We start from the raw sequence: 18,311 nt of genomic DNA, 5'->3' as shown, positions 1-18,311 counted from the left end.
AATAGCCGACCTTATGCGGACGGAGCGGTCATTTGCTCCTCGAGATAGGGCCGGACTTAGAGATCACGGAGTGGCGCGAAGCGTGTTCGGTCTATCGGTATGCCGATGTCACTGGCCGCCGCCTCAAGCCTTTCGCGTTCGCGGTAGTAGGACACTGTCCAATTCACCTCTTCAGACAGATTCCCCAGAATTTCTGCGAAGTAAGGGGCATCAACTTTTGCCAGTCCGTGCCCGAAGATGTAGATCTCCGAAACCTCACAAAGTCCCGAGAAAAAGTCACTATTGTGTTGGATGATATCTGCAGTTGGCTTGAAGGTCGCCCGAAAATATTCGTCTATCAATCGATAGCCGCCGGCCACGCGAGTGTCCGTATCTTCGTCAATGCGGTCTTCCCAGCTGTCCTTTGCCCCCGGCTTCCAGCCATGCCCGAGCACAATCTGAGACGATTTATCCGCCACGGAGCCGTGGATGTGTAGGACATTCGCTGCGCGGTAGATCCTCTGGATTGTGGGGGTGTAGTTGAAGTTCAGAAATTTTGCTTTAGGATCAATGCAACGGACAGGGGAGAGCGTTTCGCGGGGTATGATTAGCGTATTTAGCCAGCGCACGAAATTTCTATGAAGCCCAACTGAAAGCGCTTGGATTATCTGGTCGAGTTCGTATTCGAAATCGTGGTGGCCTGAGTCACGCCAGTCATCCGCACCATAGCTGGGCAGAAAATTCGATCCGTAGTCCAAGAGCTGGTCGGTATCAAAGTGTTCTAAGTTGTTTTCAAGATCCGACCAAGCATTCTGCACTTTGCCTTCACAATCGACCCATGTTGGCAGGAAATTCTCAACCGCTTGGTGAACGTCGCGATCAACCTTCTCTAACCAGTTCCCGAAGTCGGTGTATCCGGACTTGACCCCATGATGGATGTCGAACCCATTGCCAATTATGAAAAGCTTACTCACTGGTTGATGCCCTCCGCGGATCCGACCTGTAGTCTATCACGAGGTTTAAGCAAAACAATTTCGGCCGTGTGAGCGTAATGTCTTGTCTAACAGGCATCAGTCTTGTCTTGAAAACATATGGACGCCAACAACCAACGACTGAGAAGGGCTAGAAGCGTCGATCCGACCATCTGGCCTTGGCTTCGACGCAGGCAGGGTGGGAACTGCCGTGGCAGTTATGCGGACAGAGCCGACTTTTGCGATTGTAGCACCGGGGCAAAATACGCTTCAGATCCAATGCTCAAAGGCGCCCAGAGCGTGTTCAGCTCATCAGTCGGTTCTGTTCTCATAGGCCTCCAACATAACCGGCGATATAACAATCGCAGCCATTAAAATCGTGATGGAATGTTGCAACAATTCTTTACTCCGCTCTGGATCGAAGAAGCGCCCGTTGAACTTCCCCCCATGAAACAGGTTGTTCCGGACCCGCCTGACATAGAGGAAGATGAGGTCGTTTTCGTTCGCGAACTGTGGAGCGACAACACGCCAATCGAGGACATTGGCCACATAGACCTGCTTTTTCGGAGGATGTCGAAGCAAATAGGCGATAGCCGCCGCAATGCCCGGATCACCCCTTCCTGACAGGGGTGGCAGTTCACGAGCAAATCTGGTCCAGTCAGGTTCGGCGGCATCGCCTCTGCCAGCCACGCAATAGCCGGTTACCTTAAGGCAGTATTCAAACTGGGCGAAGACACGGAAAAGCTCCGTCGCCAATTCAGCCATTCCCTGATCACACTCCAAACGATACGGCATTGCTGCGAAACCTCTCAAAAATTTCATCGATGTGACCGAGCAACATCATACGGCCTTCTCTTGGCGGGCAAGTATGTCGGCGATCCAGTTCGCCAGCGCGCCGATCTCGCTTTCGATCACTGACGCTGAGGGCAATAGGGGATTGATTTCGCCGGGCTGGCTATGAAGGAGCGCGGAGCAACGGCTGAAAGCCTCACGCATCGTTATGCAGTCGGCATCGGTGAGGATAGTAAGCTTGATCAAGCCGGTCGTATCGACTTTACGCGATAGCCGACGGATCACAGGTCCGACTACATTTTCGACCGCGCGCTCCCAGCAGGTGCGAAGCTGGTCCTGGAAGGATGTAACCTCTCGAAGCCACTTCGCCTGGTCGCCACGCTCATGGTGGATTCTTACGTTAGCTAGGTGGGCCTTCATGCCGTCGATCACCTTGTCGAGCGGCATGACGCTGGCCGGCGGGTCCTGATGGCAGAAACCGGAATTATCCGCGCCACGGCTGATGAGCCGATAGGCGACCGGCGTTGCCCCGCGCTCTTTATTTGCACGGCAAGCCTCCTCAAGCAGCAGGAGAAAGGCCATGTCGTGCGTAAACACGATGACCTGCCGCGTTTCGCCCGCTTCGGCCAGGCGTGCGGCGACCCGATCGCGGTGCAGGTGGTCAAGAGAGGACACGGGATCGTCGAAAACGATGGCCGATTGTGCATCGATGGTTGACAGCTCGGCGAGGAAAGCGGCTAGCGCTACGCAGCGATGCTCCCCTTCACTCAGAACCTTTCCAACGGGTTCACTCGGTTTGTTGATGAGACGAACCTGGAAAAAGGGCACTCCCGCCGAGGTTTTGGCCTGTTGAAGCTCAATTGCGAGCCCGGCGACGCCGAGCTTGTCGACTTCGATGGCGAAGCGGCCGCGCAGGCGGTTGGTGACAAGAGCCTGCGCAATACGGGCGCTCTGCGTCGTGATTTTGTTTGTGGTCGTGTCCTTGATTGCCTTTTCCAGAGCCTCGATGGATTTGCAGCGTTCAACTTGGGCAAGGACATCGTCTTGCACGATGCCGAGCCATTTCCGGTCGGCCAAGCCGTCACGCTCGATGAGAAGGGCGGCCCGTTGGGGAGAGCCTACATCCGATTCCAGGCCTTCAATCCGCGTCGCAATCCCGCCCAGCACATCACACAGTTCCTCTGGAGCGGAGATCGGGTCCGGCGGCAATGCGTGCAAAACCTCCCTTGCGTGCGTTCGAAACACCGCCCGTAGCCGCCAGGACAGTTGGACGATTTGGCGCTGAAGGGTCTTAGCCAACTGATCGTGGCCCATATCGTCGCGGATCAGCGCGACGAATGAAGGCAGCTCCTTCATGGGGAATCTGTGCGACGACAGTTCCTCCAGCAAATCGTCATAGGCTACGGCAGCTTCCTCTTCACGGCGCTTACTTTCGTCCTGGACGAAGGCTTCGAAACTGCTCAGTCGGTTAGCGGCGTCCTCGCCGAGCGGCTGCTGGCACAGAACGCAATGAGCATCCCGGGCCGTCACGGGGAAAGGCTTTTCGGGATAGGCCGCCTCGCGTGAATAGGTTCGCGCAGCTTCCCAGAGGGCTCTCCAGATATCCGAGCCGATGTCCGGCAGAGGTTCCGCGGCGAAAAGATCGTCGGATGCAGCCAATGCCGCCGCTCGCGCAGTTGCAAGACGCTCATGGGCCTCGCGGAGCACCGTCCGGTTCTGCTCAGAGGCTGCGGCTGTCAACTTGCCGATCTGTTCGATCACTGCATTGATGCGCCTTTCCTGAGCCTGGAGTTGACGGACGGTCCGGGCGGGATCGCCAGCGAGATCTGCAATGAGGGTTTGAAGCCGCTCGTCTTCCTGCGCATTCAGGCCAGCCAGTTTTTCAATGGCATCGGGTTTGGTCTTCCCGGACAAGTTGGCAATCACCTTGCCGACCGCCGTATCGGGCTTGCAGTCGGGGTTCGCGAGGACGACGGGCGTTTGCTGTTGCAGCTTACGGATTTCGGCCGACAGTTCAGCTTTCACATCCTGGCACGCCTGCGCCAGGCCAGCGAGAGTGCGTAAGGGAAGCGGCGTATAGGCGAGATCGTTGGTGTTCTCGACATGGACATTGGCGGTCCGGGAGTCGAAGACGCTGACGGCGGACAACATGGGATCGACGGCTTGGCCCTGATGCCATGTCGCGTTTCGCTTCTGACCGCCAACGAAGAAGTCGACGCTGGCAGTCGGCACACCACCTGCACCGGCATAGATATTCGGCAGGATGGCATCGCCCTTCGGTGAGCGTGCCCGGCAAAGCTGCTTGAGGACGCGGGCGTATCCTGATTTGCCAGCTCCGTTGTCACCATAGATCACGGTAAGGCCAGTCTTGCCGAAGGACAGCCGCTCGCCTGGCGCGAGCGCATTCACATTCGACAGTCCATGCAAGGCGCCGAGGCTGACAACCGCATGACTTGCGGCAGGATCACGGATGTGACTGGCGTCCATTGGAGCAGCGGGAATGTCGCCCTTGCAAACAGCAACGAGTGCCGTGATATCTACTGGCTCGAGCTTGGTCTGGCTGCATAACCGACGTAAGGCGTCGCGCTGCCAGCCGGGTAGATCGGAAGACCAGTTCAGTATATCGGCAAGCGCCGCGGCCTCGTTCGAGGGCTCAGTATTCTGTTGCTCCATCGTTCGGATCTCCCCGTAGAACCGTCTTATGCGGCCTGCCATTTGATGTTTCTATTGCCGCTACCATGTCAGTTGTCACCGTTAATCCGCATTGTGGCACGCATTTGGCACCAACGCTCATCGCAGCATCCACCTCCTTTGATGACTAATTCTGACTACTGAGGTGTTAGCAACCACTCGGGGGCCGCATGGGGCACGATAGTTTCAGGCCATCCTTTCACCGACCTCAATCAACCACCTGCGTCATACGCACGACTGAGAACCAAAAACGCCCGACGCACCCAGCCGACTAGATATAATACTTAAAAGGTTGCGGCCCCGTCTCTTTAGCCGCCCCCATCACAAGGATATCTCCGACCATCGTGGCAAATCGGACCGTGACCGGAAGGCCATCATTGAAGTTGCAAGAATTGTAGTTAATTTTTGTTAACCCCATGATGTCATTCAGGACTGACATCATCTTCGGTCTTTGATCTTTCCATCTAAGGATCGTGACCAGCAAAGGGTTTGGAGTTTCCGGGCCAATGTAGGTGTCAAGCTGTGGAACATATCCGCTTGTCCAGAGGTAAGCGTTCTTGTCATCCAGAAGCAGCGTGGTTCCGCGAATTACGGGGTAGTCCCCAATCCTATATAGCTTTGCGTCACCACTTGTTGAGTTAATTCGCACCCCCACGACATTCGTTCCAGCCGGTGCAGCGCGACAGAACGCCTCCCATTCAGCGTCATTGAAGGACGCCTGGCCATGGATGAAAAGCTCCTTTGGTGCAGCGCCGTGTATTTCGGTATAGGTATCAATCACGGTTTTGAGGAGCGCCTCGGCTGCATCCGCACTCAGATGATACTCATACTCATCAGTCTTCCACGGTCCGTTTGCACCACGGAATACTACCCCATCGCCCTCGCTGAGGAACATCTGAGCGGCACAGCAGACATGATTTTGTCTGTTGTTCGGGAGGTTCTTGTATACCATGCCGATATAGCAAACGCCCGGCCGTATCTCGGAGAGCCGCCACGGAGGTTTGGGCTGTGATTTGTAATACAACCCAGTTGAGAGATTCCAGGCGACGGTGGCGGCATCCTGTGTCTTTCGAACTGGATTTCCCGCAGAATTTACGAAGGCATCGGGTGCAATCGTTGTCTCGCGCAGGATTTGGGTCGGTGCGATGGATAGAAACTCAGCCTTAATACGGCGCCGAAAGTCCGGAACATCGTCAAAGAAGTCCTCGCGGCTCGTGTCAAAATCCGGAACTGCTTCGAACAACGGCATGCTGGTCCGCGATCTTTGCTTTTTGGGCACCTCACCTCTGGTTAGCTCAAGGCCGCTGCGCCTGGATTCGGATCGGCAACGCTCATAGACAAATTCCGGCACAACGAGGAGCCACACGTCGATGGAGCGCTCTTCGTTGCGAAGATATTTTTTGACACGCTCGATATATATTCGGGCCACCGCATCGACGGCTTCATGTTTGTTTGCGATCCTGGTGGCGCGATCGATATCTTCAATCTTTACGGAAAGTTCGCTGCAGGAATCGGGGTCGAAAGTTACCCCGAAAGTCTCTTCAAGGCCCGAGAAGTCCGCTAGGTGCAGTCGATCCTTCTTCTCTCGTGGTCCGGGAGGAGGCACGGAAATCCCCTGCAGCAGACGCTTACCCCACTCCCTGAAATGCTTGATTCCGCTTGCTGTGCCTACCACTCCGACGCGCACCTCTGAAACCCGGCGTGACGCGGCATGAGGCCCGTAGAGGAACAAGCCATCTTTAGGGTGGCGACTTTTCTGCCCGAAACGAAATTCGAGCTCTGGTTCATCGAGATGTTCAACGGCAAGGCTGGGTTCACGAAACCTCATGTCACGGCTCCTCGGGCTCGGGGCGGCCGAGCGTGCTTTCGTCTGTCTCTTCGCTGTCCGCGTCCAGGGTGTCCTGAAGAAGGGTGCTTACCGGCGAAGTGAAAAGCATGGGCTCTGCCGAGAGCACCATGTCATGACCGGGTGCAAGTGGGACACGAATGAACGCCGACCCGGCTGACATGATCTCGAGAAAGGCGAGCAGGCGCCCGTGCCATTGCTTGTTGCGCCATCCCTGACAACCGGATCGGCGAAGGCGATGCATCTTCTTGTGATCATCAATCGCCCGGCCTTCAGGGGTTGAGTTATCCTCGGCGAAGAGCACACGTGCCTTCAATCGAACGTGCCAGAAAGGCCAAAGCTTCGGAACGGCCGTAACACCATACTTCCATATGTGTCCTCGCGCGACATTGCGAAGCATTGAGGATCGCCGTCCACCACCTTGTCGACCCCAGGCGATCTTAGCGCCATTGGGCGCTTGCTCTGCGGAGACATGGAATCCTTCGGTGGCGGCGTAAGTGTATGCGATCATTCCTTTGCTGCGGCAAAGCCGCTCCCAGGCATCCCGGAGCATCCCAGTCATCATACTGGATGCATCACGGCTCTTCAGGCCGATTTTGGGGAAGCCAGACTCTACAAAATCCGTGACCGGGGTAGATGACTTCAACCGCAAGTTAGCTACACCGTGGAAAGCCTCCGCCACATCATGCGGGTCGGCAAATGTGATCAGGCCTCGACCATGATGCACGGCGGGATAGGTCAGTCGCGATACCTGACGCTTCAATGCGTCTTCGTGCAGGAAGCCAATTGCCTCGTAGTAGTGGATCTCATCTGGCATTTCTGCGACATGGATCCAGTTCGACGTCAAGGTCTCTGGTTGTCGGATAAGGGGCACCGCCTGCCTAATACGAAACTCCTCCCACTGTTTTGCAACACCGGTGTCTGTCGCACCGCAAGGAACCTTTTGACCCCGCAACGCACTCAGAAGCTTCTCCAGACCCTTGCCCCAACCATGGGAGAAGTCGACGGGAACTGCATCCCGCATGCCTTCGATCTTTCCTCCCTCCGCCATTCTAAGCGGAATAATAAACCGAGCATCTCCGATCGACCGCGCGAGCCCAGTGGCTTTGTCGACCAGATCCATTAGCCCGTCGTCACGCTGAGTTGCGGGACCGGCTGGAACAAGGACCTTAACCGCCCGCCGCTCAAGTGCGTGGGAGATCTCCTTACGCCATCGGTCTCCGGGCTCCAGGGTCAAAAGCTCAGAGAACACACGGTATCCGTGGGCTTCCAGTTTTGGCCCAAGCCAAAGGATAAACGGATCGTCGCCGGGCCGAGATCCAAGAAGAAAGAGGACGTCACGTGACGGCTCCGGCGCTTCTTCTGCCTCAGCGACGGAGCGGGGAAGCAGGGATGCAAGAATTTCTGGCGGTTTCGCCTTCCGCTCTCTTTCATCCAAGGCGCTGTTCAGCAACGACTTTATCACAGTGGCTCCGACGGGCCAAAGTGCTGGGAATTCTTCCTGAACCTGCGGGTGTCGGCGCAAGAGTGCTTCGAGATCTTCCTTCCCGTAGATATCGCCCGGTTCGATCAATGACGGGCCGACGACCTCCATCAGTTTCCGTTTTCTGTCCGGTGACATGGAAACTGATGTTGAAAGAATGTAGCGGCTCGGTGCCATCGCATCGATAGTGGCACGCGAACTGCGCATCACACGCATCAGCTCGGAAAAAGCGCTCGCATCATAGCGCTTTGCTTGAAGTATCGTCAGATCAGGGCCCCGAGCGTGACGACCGTCCATACCGCCATCGGGCCCTTCGCCAAACTGTTCAAATCGGACGCCTGTCTCGCGACCGATCAGATCAGCCGAAAGGTATTCAAACTGTGAGGGGGACAATGCAGAAAAATTATGGAGCATACCCTCAAAGATGCCGAGGAACGAGGCTTTCTACAAGCCGGTTGCGGACAGAAGGCATGACGTTTCTGCCAAAATTTTCCTGCAGATTTGGCAACGCTTGACTGAGCACCATATGCGCCGTCTGGGTGGTGCCGGGGATTGGGACAATCCAAGGCTTCCGCGCCATGAGCCAGGTCAGTGCGATCTGTCCGGGTGCAGCTTCCTTGCGCGCGACCCAGGTCACCAACAGCTCGACCAAAGCAAGATTATGTGGCAGGTTTTCTGGGGCAAAACGGCCCTCGATCCCGCGAATGTCACCGGATGCAGATATTTGGGCCTATCCAAGCCGACCCGGCCTGCGGGGGAGACTTACCAGATCAACGAAGGATGAGGGCAGCACTTTCCGGATCATAAATATACTGCGTAATGGTCCCGTCTTTGATCCTCTCGACCGCCTCATCGATGACAAAGAACGGAACGAGGAACCATTCCTCAGGGACCACAGGGCGCCCGAACCTGTCCTGGATCTGAATATCCAGCCGGACCGGCGCAAAAATGCGGTGAATGAGGGTTTCGAGCTTGGAACGCGAAATGTTGAACAGCTTGTAAGTCGCGATCAGTTCGACATCGGCCATCAGATAGGTGGTCTGCAGCCGAGCGCCCGCGATGCGCTGCTTCACGTCGTTACTGGTGACCCCGATCTTGTGGACCAGCTCACGATTTTCTGCGACCGTCGGGTGGTCTGATTTGCTGTGTAGCACATAGATGGTGCCACTGGCCTGATCTTCCGCCTCGACTTCACCGGAGAACAAAGGACCCGCAACTGGATCGGTCACGCGTCGGCCAGCCTCATCCTTGTTCAGCGCGCGTTGCAACGACCGCATCAACATGCTGCTCTCGGTGCCGTTGTCAAAGATCACCCGAAGGCGCGCATCAGTGCGCCCTTGATCATTCAACGTCGTTTCGCCCTTTTCGGCGACATATGCCTTTTGCCCCCCGACGATGAAGAAGCGACCTGGTTCGATCTCGGCTTTCAGTTCAAAGGGGCGCGTCTCACGCATGCCTTGATCAAGGTCGCGCTGAACCTGCTCGAACAGCGGCTTGAAGGCTGCAAAATCGGCGCAAACCTCCCGGTTGGCAATATCCTCGGCTGCCTTGCGCTCGGCGCTGGATCGAACATGGCGCAGTTCAGTTAAGGCGGGCGCCACAGCATCAATCCCCAGCTCAGCGAGAAGCGCATCGTCGTCGAGGTCAATGTCAGCGCCAGAGAGCTTGGTTTGCTCACCGGAGAGCAGCCCCTGCCTATCAATCCCTATGCACAGATCCCGGCATTCTTGCTGTTCGCGAATGCGGTCCAGACGGACTGCGTAAAGTCGTTCGAAGATGTCGCCATTCTCGCTGTGCTGTGGCGCGCGGCCATGCTCGTCCACGTAGCGCTGGATGTCCTCGAAACCGGCAATGATGCGCTCTTCCCGCGGCCCGTGCGAAGAGGTCGACTTGGCATCAACCACAATACCGAGCTCGGCAAGCAGTGCGTCATCGTCATCTGTGAAGGTCTTAGCCATTTTTCTGGTCTTGCTTCATACGTGCGAGGAATGCCACCCCTTCGGCCATCCGCTTTTCCCAAGCATCGGACGACGTGATATCCGGCAGCCGACCACGCTCCTGCTTGAACTTCAGCGCGCGCTTCGCCAGATCCCGCGCCTCATCCGGGGTCAGTTGAACCTTGCGCGCGTTGATAACCGCCGCAACCTGTTTCAGGCTGTTCTCGTCCATGGTTTTTGACAGGATGGCGTAGGCTGCGGCGAAGGGATTGATCCGGTCGATCAAATCGATGTCGAGTTCCGTCACGCTCAAGGCAAACCGGCGCACGCCGTCAACAAATGCGGTGCTGCCGCTCCCTTCTTCGGCGCCGCCAACAATCGCAGCCTTCGCCTGCTGGGTGAGGTTCAGAGCGGCGATCGCGTGCTGACGCACGGCTTCCTGATCCTCGGCGTCCAAGTTGGGGTATTTCTCACGGATGATCTTGCCCAGCCGGACCTGTGTCAGCTCCTCTGGGACCATTTCTTCATCAAATAGGCCACGTTCGATAGCGGTTTTGTCCTGAACGAAGGCAGTGATGACCTCGTTCAGATCCTGGCTGACGATCCGCTCGGCCTCTTTGCTCTTCGGAGGTGCAAGTCCCTTGATCTCGATCTGGAACTGGCCCTGCGCCTCGTTGAATCCCACGTTGCACTTGCTGGGGTCGTAGCCACCCTCGCCATAGTCGAACCCCTCGACGGGCCCAGATGCCTTGGCTTTCGGCGTGAAGTTGAATCGGGGTGTCAGCACCTGTTCCATCAGCAGGCTGGCGGCAATTGCCTTTAGCGTGTCATTGACAGCCTCGCGCACGGCCTCTTCGGAGGCATCTGGCTCGGCGATCAGGTTGGTGAACCGGGCGCGGGTCTTGCCTACGGCGTCACGGGTTGCGCGACCGATGATCTGCACGATTTCTGTAAGGCTGGACCGATACCCAACGGTCAGGGCATGTTCGCACCAGATCCAGTCAAAACCCTCCTTCGCCATCCCCAACGCGATGATGATGTCGACATGGTCACGGTTCATCTTCTGCGCCGGGTCCTTCAGCGCGGCTGACACCTTGTCGCGTTTGGCCGGATCATCATCGACCAGATCGGCGATGCGCAGAACACGGCCTTGATGCGTTTTCACCAGCTGAAACCCGGTCGCGGCATCGGTGCCTTGCCATTCGCCGAGGGCCTCGATGATGTGCTCCACCTCCTTGATCTTGTCCTTCGTGCTTTCCCGGGAATTGACCGATGGGATGTGAACGATGGTTTTCTCGTTGGGATCCAGCACCTTGATGATGTCGTCGGCATAGGATCCGCTGTAGAAGTAGTAGCCGATATCCAGGTGCTTCAGATACCTGTAGCCGTTCAGCTGCTCGTAATAGGTATAGGTGACGGTCTCGAACTTCGCCTCGTCTTCTGGCTGCAGAACCGCTTCGGCATCCCCACGGAAATACGACCCCGTCATGGCAACGATGTGCATCTTGTCCCTGGCGACCAGGGCGCCGAGATGTGCGCCAAGCTTGTTGTCCGGATTGGCGGAGACGTGATGAAACTCGTCGACGGCGATCAGGCAGTTGTCGAAGACCTCGATGCCAAACCGATCGACGGCAAACCGGAAGGTCGCGTGGGTGCAGACCAGCACCCGGTCGGCGCTGTCGAGGAAGGCCTGAACCGAGCTGACCTTGCCGCCATCTTCGCCCGGCGCGTTACAGAGATTCCACTTCGGAGTCACGGTCCAGTCATCCCAGAAGCCGAACTTCGACAGCGGCTCATCGGCAAAGCTGGCGCCGATGGATTTTTCGGGCACCACAATGATGGCCTTGGCAAGACCCTGATTGTGCAGCTTGTCGAGCGCAATGAACATCAACGCCCGGCTCTTCCCCGAGGCCGGGGGTGACTTTATCAGCAGATATTGCTCGCCCCGCTTCTCATAGGCGCGCTCCTGCATGGCACGCATGCCGAGCTCGTTCGGCTTGGTGCTGTTGCCATTGCGGGCATAGGTGACGGAGACGGAGGGGACGCCTACGTTGGTCATTCATCACGCTCCGTCCTGAAAGCCGCTTCAAAGGCACGGACACTTCCATAGGTTTCAGCCACCCGGGTCTGAACCTTGCGCATCATATCAGATCCACGTTCAGGCCATCCATGGTGTTCAAACATCTGCGCAAAACTGCAAAAATGCGTTATTGCGATTTTTGCGATGATCTTCGCGTCGCCCCCAGGCGTGTAGGTGCCCTCACTCATGCGATTGGACCTCCACCCATGCAGAGAACTTTCATATCGGCCTCAATTAGCGCCGCTCTGGCATCAAGGAACGCATTATACTGGTCAGCAATAAGGTGCTCATATGGGATCAAATGGCTTGCAAGACGCCAACGCACCTCATCCTGACCCAGATGTGCAGCTTTGGCGCGTTCCGCGATGTATTCGCTAGGAGCGGATCCACTCTTATTGCGGTTGGTCGCTGAGGTGATCAGAGCGCAGTTTAGTGCGCGATTTGCCAACGAGTCATCCCGACTAACATTCAGATATTTACACGAATATAGGTGGTCAAATTCGCGCTCCTGAATGTTGGCGCTACTGATTGGGGCCCCATCGGCAAAGTCATAGGCTTTTCGACGCAGCGACGTCGCCAGAATTGCACGTGGCAACCGATCCTTACGGCCAGGCCAGCCCGCAGCCTTGATCTCTGCAGCGTCTGGCAGTCTGTAGAGGTCATCGTTGAAGAGCTCGCAGGCTACAGATGCATCACCCTTGATCATACTTGAGAGCGTTCGGAAGTCTGCATATGCCCTCGTTGCTGACGTCTTACCGTAGCGGTTCGTATAACAGGCACGCCAAAGCACCTTTCGGATCAAGCTGCGCGCATTTCCTTCCTGATCCAGCTTCAGGTCAGCGGCCACAGCCCAGAGCGCACAGGTGAGATAGAGGGCGATTTCAGTGGGAAGAGACTTTTCGTCGAAGATTGCCTCCTCGCTGAGAAACTGCATGCCACGCCTTAAGCCTACCGACATCTGCGGCCAAACCTTCATCAAGCCGGTTCCGAAGTCCTCCTCAAGATAGGTCTTCTTCAAAGGTGGCTTTTCGAGCAGCAAGGCTGCGACCGAAAGCAAGAGGCTTTCAATGCTGCCGTATTCTTTCGCCGATGGAATGGTGGTGAGAAGATCCGTGATTTTCTGGTGCAGAGACTCGCCCGTTGCCTCTTCCACTTGCGCAACCACGATGTCGAAGTCTTTTAGCGGCGAAGCTGACGTGTTCATGTTGATGAACACCTCCAACGCGGTCTCACGCGAGGTCTCGACCGGAAGGGACAGGAACGGGAGAACGTAGCTCTGCACGCGCGCGCGCAGGTTCGCTACTGCGAGTAAAAGGCTCATTGGCATCGCATCGACAGCCCTGAGGGCTTCGGTCCATGCATTAAAAGACGCCTCACCCTTGCTTCCAGGACGGAGGATCGAGATTGGTGCCAACCCTCGCTTGATTGACTCGACAGGACTATCCGCCCAAACCGGCTGCATAATCCCTTTCCGATCCCACCGTTTCACGATCTCGACCATTGGAAGGTCCGAATCCTCCGAGTCCGTAGTTTCGGCTACCTCCTCGGCAACCTCTGCCTTTGTTACACGGACAAAAACCCGCAATTCATTGTAATCGTCGGTCAAGGATCGCCAAAGCGCGGTCATGCGCTGTTGGCCATCGAGGAGATGCATGCTGGGCCGCGAGTTGACTGCTGGCGCACCGACGATCGGCCGCGAGTGGAACAGTTCTTTATCGCCGACCTCAAGGATCAGCAGCACGCCCACCGGCAGCGGCGGCGTCCGCAGGATGTTCTCGAAAAGGCCCGCAATCTGCTGAGATCTCCAGGCTTCGTGGCGTTGGAACCTAGGCAGCTTGATCTGCCCCTGTTCGATCATCGAGAACCAGTCCTCTATCTTCTTACTGCGGGCTTCCATGCTGCTTCCTTATTGAACTGGCTTGTCTTAAATCTTCCGACCTGCCGCCCGAGGCGTCGAGGTCATTTTCGTATACATCTCGAACAGCTTTTCCAGCCGCTCGGTGTCGTTCTTGAAGCGGCGGCCGATGCAGATGCGTTCGAGGGTTTCGTCGTTGCGATCGTGGGCTTGCCGCAGGTTTTCGGGCATCTTTTCGGGGTCGTAGAGGTCGGCGATGGTGGCGGGGAAATGCGCCTCGCGGGCGAGGAGGATATCTTCGGCGCAGGCAGTCAGATCGGCCCTGTTCTTTTCGGTCAGGGTGGGGACGGGGAAGGTGTTCCAGCCGAGTGTGTTGGAATAGCGGTAGTCGGTTTTCAGTTTTCCGCAGACGGTGCCGATCCAGACCAAATGAAGACGTGAGGCGAGGAGCGCCAAGTTCCAGAGAGGCGCGTCAACAATCATGAACGCTAGGTTCGAAATCACTGTGCCAGCGGGCAAGATGCCGACAGGAAACCATTCTCGCCGTTCAGAGCTGACGGAAGGGATGATGATGGCATGCGCCCGTGGAATTGGTGCCATGTGCTGAAACCAATGCGGAACATCGGCGAGCTGGTCACGGGTCTCCTTCTTTTTGCTCACTGCACGCAGCGACCGCACCTCCGATAGACGTCTAGCCACTTCTGGGACCAAGTTAGCCTTTTCAAGGTCCGCATCACCTAAAACGAGACAGCTTCGGCTGTGTCCTTGCAGGAAATCTTGCGATCCGAAAAACGGGCGTATTCGATCTGGCAACCATGCCGCCATCTGGCCGATTGTTCGTTTCTCGTCGAGGTTCAGGATTAGGTTTCCACCATCATTGGGGACGCTTCCAGTGAGCATGTCAGGCAGCGCCCTATTGATTGGCTTTGGGACACTGTGAACATAAAGAATTTCCCCTTCGGTAAGGTAAGGGCTGATTACCTGAACGTCTCGCTTGAACGAGCCGTCATCAATAACCTTCTTTCGACTATGATCTCTTGTTCCAATACCAACAATGACGCAGGTCACTCCGGCGTTTCGTGCTGCACTGTTCGACCATTTGAAGGAATGGTGTGCGTAGAATATTTCAATATCTGAACGCAGAACAAACGGCCACAATTGAGGAAGCTGGCGGCCCTGACAGATTGAGTTGGTTGCTACAAGCGCGGCAGCGCCCTTAGTTCTTCTGATAAACTCGCTGGCCATGATGAACCAGCAACCGACGTAGTCAACATAGCCATATTTCTTGGTGTAGCGGCCAAGGATGAACTCCATGTCATCTTGATGCTCGCCTTCTTTCTTTCCCTTGCCCAAATATGGCGGGTTCCCGCAGATGTAGGTCTCCCCACCCTCATTCTCGAAATCAATCTGCGCCTGATCCAGCGGTGTGTGGAAGAGGTCCTCGGCGTGATACCGCACCCCGGTCCCCGTCGGCGGACACACCGACAGCCAGTCCAGCCGCAGGGCGTTGCCCTGGGTGATCCAGTTCTGCGCGTTCAGCGGCAGGAATTCGGCCCGCGCCTGCACCTCGCCGCGATAGGTCACGTCGCACTGGAACTCGGCGATGATCAGCGCCAGACGGGCGATTTCGGCGGCAAAGTCGCGCAGCTCGATCCCTCGGAAGTTGGTCTTTGGGATGGCGGTCTTGGCGTCAGCCTCGCCCCGGCGCTGGTTGATCACCACCTCGATCGCCCGCATTTCCTTATAGGCGATGACAAGGAAGTTGCCCGATCCGCAGGCGGGGTCAAACACCCTGATCTTGGCCATCCGGTTGCGCAGGTTCAGCAGCTTGCGGGGGTTGTCGCCCGCCTCCTCCAGCTGCGCGCGCAGGTCATCCAGGAACAGCGGGTTCAGCACCTTCAGGATATTCGGCACCGAGGTGTAGTGCATGCCGAGCGCCGAGCGCTCGCCCTCATCTGCCACGGCCTGGATCATGGAGCCGAAGATGTCGGGGTTGATCTTGGTCCAGTCGAGGCTGCCGATGTGAAGCAGGTAGCTGCGCGCGATCTTGGAAAAGCGCGGAACGTCGGTGTCGCCCGAGAAGAGACCGCCGTTGACATAGGGAAAAGCGTTGGCCCAGTTGCGAAGGCCGGACGCGGGGCGATCGGTGATCTTGGTGTTCATCGCCCGGAAGATTTCGCTGATCACCCAGTGGGTGTTGCTGCTGTCCTTGTCGCTGAACTGGCCCACGGTGGTGGTGAACAGGGTGCCGCCGTTGAAGATGCCGGTGTCTTCGGCGAAGAAGCAGAAGATCAGCCGGGCCATGAAGTGGTTCATGTCGTGGCGGCGCGCCTCGGTTCCCCATTCGGGGTTGTCCTTGAGCAATTCGACATAGAGCCGATTCAGGCGGCCGGTCGCCTTGATGTCAAAGGCGCTTTCGCGGATCTGCTTGACGGTGGTGATGCCAGCGAGCGGCAGGAAGAAGCCGAAGTGGTCATGGAAATCGCGATAGGCGCAAGCAATCGGCGCGTCGTCGGAGGTGAGATCTTCGGCTTCGAGCGTCTCGCCGTCGGTGGCTAGGATGAAGCGCGCCTTTCCTCTGGTCGTGGCGGGGCTGGTGCGCAGCGCCGCGAGGGTGGCAGAGGTTTGTCCTTGATCGCAGGTGGCGATGTGGATGTTATTGGCTTGGAGAACGCCGCCAAGGTCTGACTTGTTCGACACGCCGGAGCGCAGGCGCTTGAGGGTGGTTTCCTTGTTGCCAAAAGCCTCCAAGAACTGGAAAGGAAACTCCTGCCGGTCAAAGGGTTTCTCGGCCAGTTCAGATATGGCCTGTTCAATTTCAACGGCGTTCATTCGTGCAATCCAAAGCGCATCGGGGCTCTGCCACAGTCGGCGAATTTCCTACCTTTGCCAAGTCCTTGAGCCCGAGAAGCGCCCGTCAATTATCGATGCAAACAGGGAGCGCTTAATTGTCCCTGTCGTCCTGTCTCGACATGCTGCCTGTTGGACCTGATTGAGGCTGCAAGCTGTTGTCACAGGCCGATGCTCTTGTCGTCGAGGTCGATCAGTCCCCGCCCGACCCGATCTGCGACATCCGCAGTGCGGAACTCGTGCTCATAACCTACCGAGACGTTCCGCAGCAGCGTGCCGCCGGGCAGTCGCGTATCTGCAGCCCGATGAGTATGGCCGAAGATCCAGGCGTCGGGCCGATAGCGATCGATCAGATCCTCCAGATCGCTGGCGAAACATGGCGAAAGGGGCGTCATCCCTCCCGCGACTGCGGCAGAGGGTGCGTGGTGCGTCACCACGACAGTTTTCCCACGCCAAGGCTTGGCCAGTTCCGAAATCAGCCAAGACTTCTGGCGCTCGTGGACGACGATGGTGTCCTCGGGCTCGAGCTCACGTTCAGGGCCTCCGATCAGGATCGCGCCATATCCGTAGTCGGGCATGATCCGCGCGTTCCAGATCGAGTCCTCGACAGCCGCTTCGCCCTCGGCCTCGAACAGGCGCAGGTCGGTCCAGAGCGTGGTCATCAGGATGCGGGTATCGCCCAGTTCCATCCGGCGGCATTGCCCGAAGGCGCATCCGGCTTCGTGGCAGATCCGGTCCAGATCGGCGTCGAGCGTGCCGAGATTGCCGCCATAGTAGTCGTGGTTGCCCGGGAGAATGACGGTCTTCGCTGACGGGTAGTGCGTGCCCAACCATTTGATGGCGCGAGGCCATTTATGGGCAGCGTGTTCCGTAAGGTCGCCTGCGATGATCAGGGCATCTGCTTCCTGGCCGGCATGTTGGATCTCCTCGCCTAGGCGGTGCAGGAGATCGCGATCGGTGATTTCATCGAGATGTAGATCGGCCAGGACGAGGATTTTCATGGCGTGACCTCCGGCAGCAGACCGCGCAGGAGAATGGCGGCCTCAGCGCCGACTGGCACCTGATCCGGGTAGGCGAGCGATACGTTTCTGACCCGCGTTCGCCCGACTATGGCTTCGATCCGCCAGTGCGTATGCCCAAACAGCCAGGCTTCGGGCTGATCTGTCTCGATCATCGGCAGCAGGTTCGATCCATAGACTGGATCCGTGTCACCGCGTTGGTCGCCAATCAGATCGGGGTGGGGACAATGATGGGTGACGACGATGGTCTTTCCTGAAAAAGGCTCCGACAGCTGTTTCTCCAGCCAGGCGCGATGGTCGGCATGGGCGATGGCGGTATCCGACGGCCTGATCCGGCGGAAACCGGCGCCGCCGTGCCGGATGTATTTGTAGTCGTTCATGACACGCTGTGCCGTCGCCATCGCACGGGCCGGATCGCCCTGCAGCGCGAAATCTGTCCAAAGCGTGCAGCACAGATAACGGGTATTGCCGATGACGATCACAGACTTCTGCGCGAAATTCGCGCCAGCATCGGCACAGATCGCGGCGAGCCGATCATCGCCGTGAAGGACGTGATCATAGTAATCGTGGTTGCCCGGCAGCAGATAGATCCGCCCGGGAGCGACGTAGCGCGTGAGGTGGCGGATCATGTGCGGCCAGCGGACCTTGGGCTTGTTCGCCAGGTCGCCGGCGACGATCAGCCCGTCCAGGCCAGTCAAGAAATCCGGGGGCAGCGCCGCAAACGGGTCGCGTCCGGCTTGGAGCCACATGTCGAGATGGAGATCGGCAACGACGAGCACAGACATAAACTGGGTCTTCCGGGAACTGA

12 protein-coding genes are annotated in these 18,311 nt (G+C 57.4%); all 12 read right to left on the bottom strand.

The window, feature by feature from the left end; translation table 11 throughout:
* Positions 1-56: 56 nt before the first annotated feature.
* Positions 57-953, bottom strand: coding sequence for a bacteriophage abortive infection AbiH family protein (locus tag AC4FS3_RS06460; protein WP_491019833.1), 897 nt, complete (start codon positions 951-953; stop codon positions 57-59).
* A 309-nt stretch (positions 954-1,262) separates the two neighbouring features.
* A complete protein-coding gene (locus tag AC4FS3_RS06455; protein WP_491019832.1) occupies positions 1,263-1,715 on the bottom strand; it encodes a hypothetical protein in 453 nt (150 codons plus the stop codon).
* Positions 1,716-1,790: 75 nt separating this feature from the next.
* Positions 1,791-4,415, bottom strand: coding sequence for an AAA family ATPase (locus AC4FS3_RS06450; RefSeq protein ID WP_491019831.1), 2,625 nt, complete (start codon positions 4,413-4,415; stop codon positions 1,791-1,793).
* Positions 4,416-4,704: 289 nt separating this feature from the next.
* Positions 4,705-6,261 carry an argonaute/piwi family protein gene (locus tag AC4FS3_RS06445; protein ID WP_491019830.1) on the bottom strand — a complete coding sequence of 519 codons (1,557 nt, stop codon included), beginning with the start codon at positions 6,259-6,261 and terminating at the stop codon, positions 4,705-4,707.
* A gap of 1 nt (position 6,262) precedes the next feature.
* Positions 6,263-8,176, bottom strand: a complete 1,914-nt coding sequence (locus AC4FS3_RS06440; protein WP_491019829.1) for a TIR domain-containing protein — start codon at positions 8,174-8,176, stop codon at positions 6,263-6,265.
* 356 nt (positions 8,177-8,532) lie between these two features.
* Positions 8,533-9,720 carry a GIY-YIG nuclease family protein gene (locus AC4FS3_RS06435; RefSeq protein WP_491019828.1) on the bottom strand — a complete coding sequence of 396 codons (1,188 nt, stop codon included), beginning with the start codon at positions 9,718-9,720 and terminating at the stop codon, positions 8,533-8,535.
* Entirely contained in the window at positions 9,713-11,758 is a 2,046-nt protein-coding gene (locus AC4FS3_RS06430) for a DEAD/DEAH box helicase (RefSeq protein ID WP_491019827.1), read from the bottom strand. Before AC4FS3_RS06430 ends, AC4FS3_RS06435 begins: the two co-directional genes overlap by 8 nt.
* On the bottom strand, positions 11,755-11,967 hold the full coding sequence (locus AC4FS3_RS06425; protein ID WP_491019826.1) for a hypothetical protein: 213 nt from the start codon (positions 11,965-11,967) through the stop codon (positions 11,755-11,757). Before AC4FS3_RS06425 ends, AC4FS3_RS06430 begins: the two co-directional genes overlap by 4 nt.
* Positions 11,964-13,676 carry a GmrSD restriction endonuclease domain-containing protein gene (locus tag AC4FS3_RS06420; RefSeq protein WP_491019825.1) on the bottom strand — a complete coding sequence of 571 codons (1,713 nt, stop codon included), beginning with the start codon at positions 13,674-13,676 and terminating at the stop codon, positions 11,964-11,966. The genes AC4FS3_RS06425 and AC4FS3_RS06420 overlap by 4 nt, the downstream gene beginning before the upstream one ends.
* Before the next feature lie 27 nt (positions 13,677-13,703).
* On the bottom strand, positions 13,704-16,466 hold the full coding sequence (locus tag AC4FS3_RS06415; protein WP_491019824.1) for a class I SAM-dependent DNA methyltransferase: 2,763 nt from the start codon (positions 16,464-16,466) through the stop codon (positions 13,704-13,706).
* Positions 16,467-16,645: 179 nt separating this feature from the next.
* Positions 16,646-17,485: a metallophosphoesterase gene (locus AC4FS3_RS06410; protein ID WP_491019823.1), complete on the bottom strand. Its 840-nt coding sequence runs from the start codon at positions 17,483-17,485 to the stop codon at positions 16,646-16,648.
* On the bottom strand, positions 17,482-18,288 hold the full coding sequence (locus AC4FS3_RS06405; protein WP_491019822.1) for a metallophosphoesterase: 807 nt from the start codon (positions 18,286-18,288) through the stop codon (positions 17,482-17,484). The genes AC4FS3_RS06410 and AC4FS3_RS06405 overlap by 4 nt, the downstream gene beginning before the upstream one ends.
* Between the last annotated feature and the right edge of the window lie 23 nt (positions 18,289-18,311).

Source organism: Pseudogemmobacter sp. TB195, from assembly GCF_058313095.1.
This window is presented reverse-complemented; position numbering and strand designations above follow the sequence as displayed.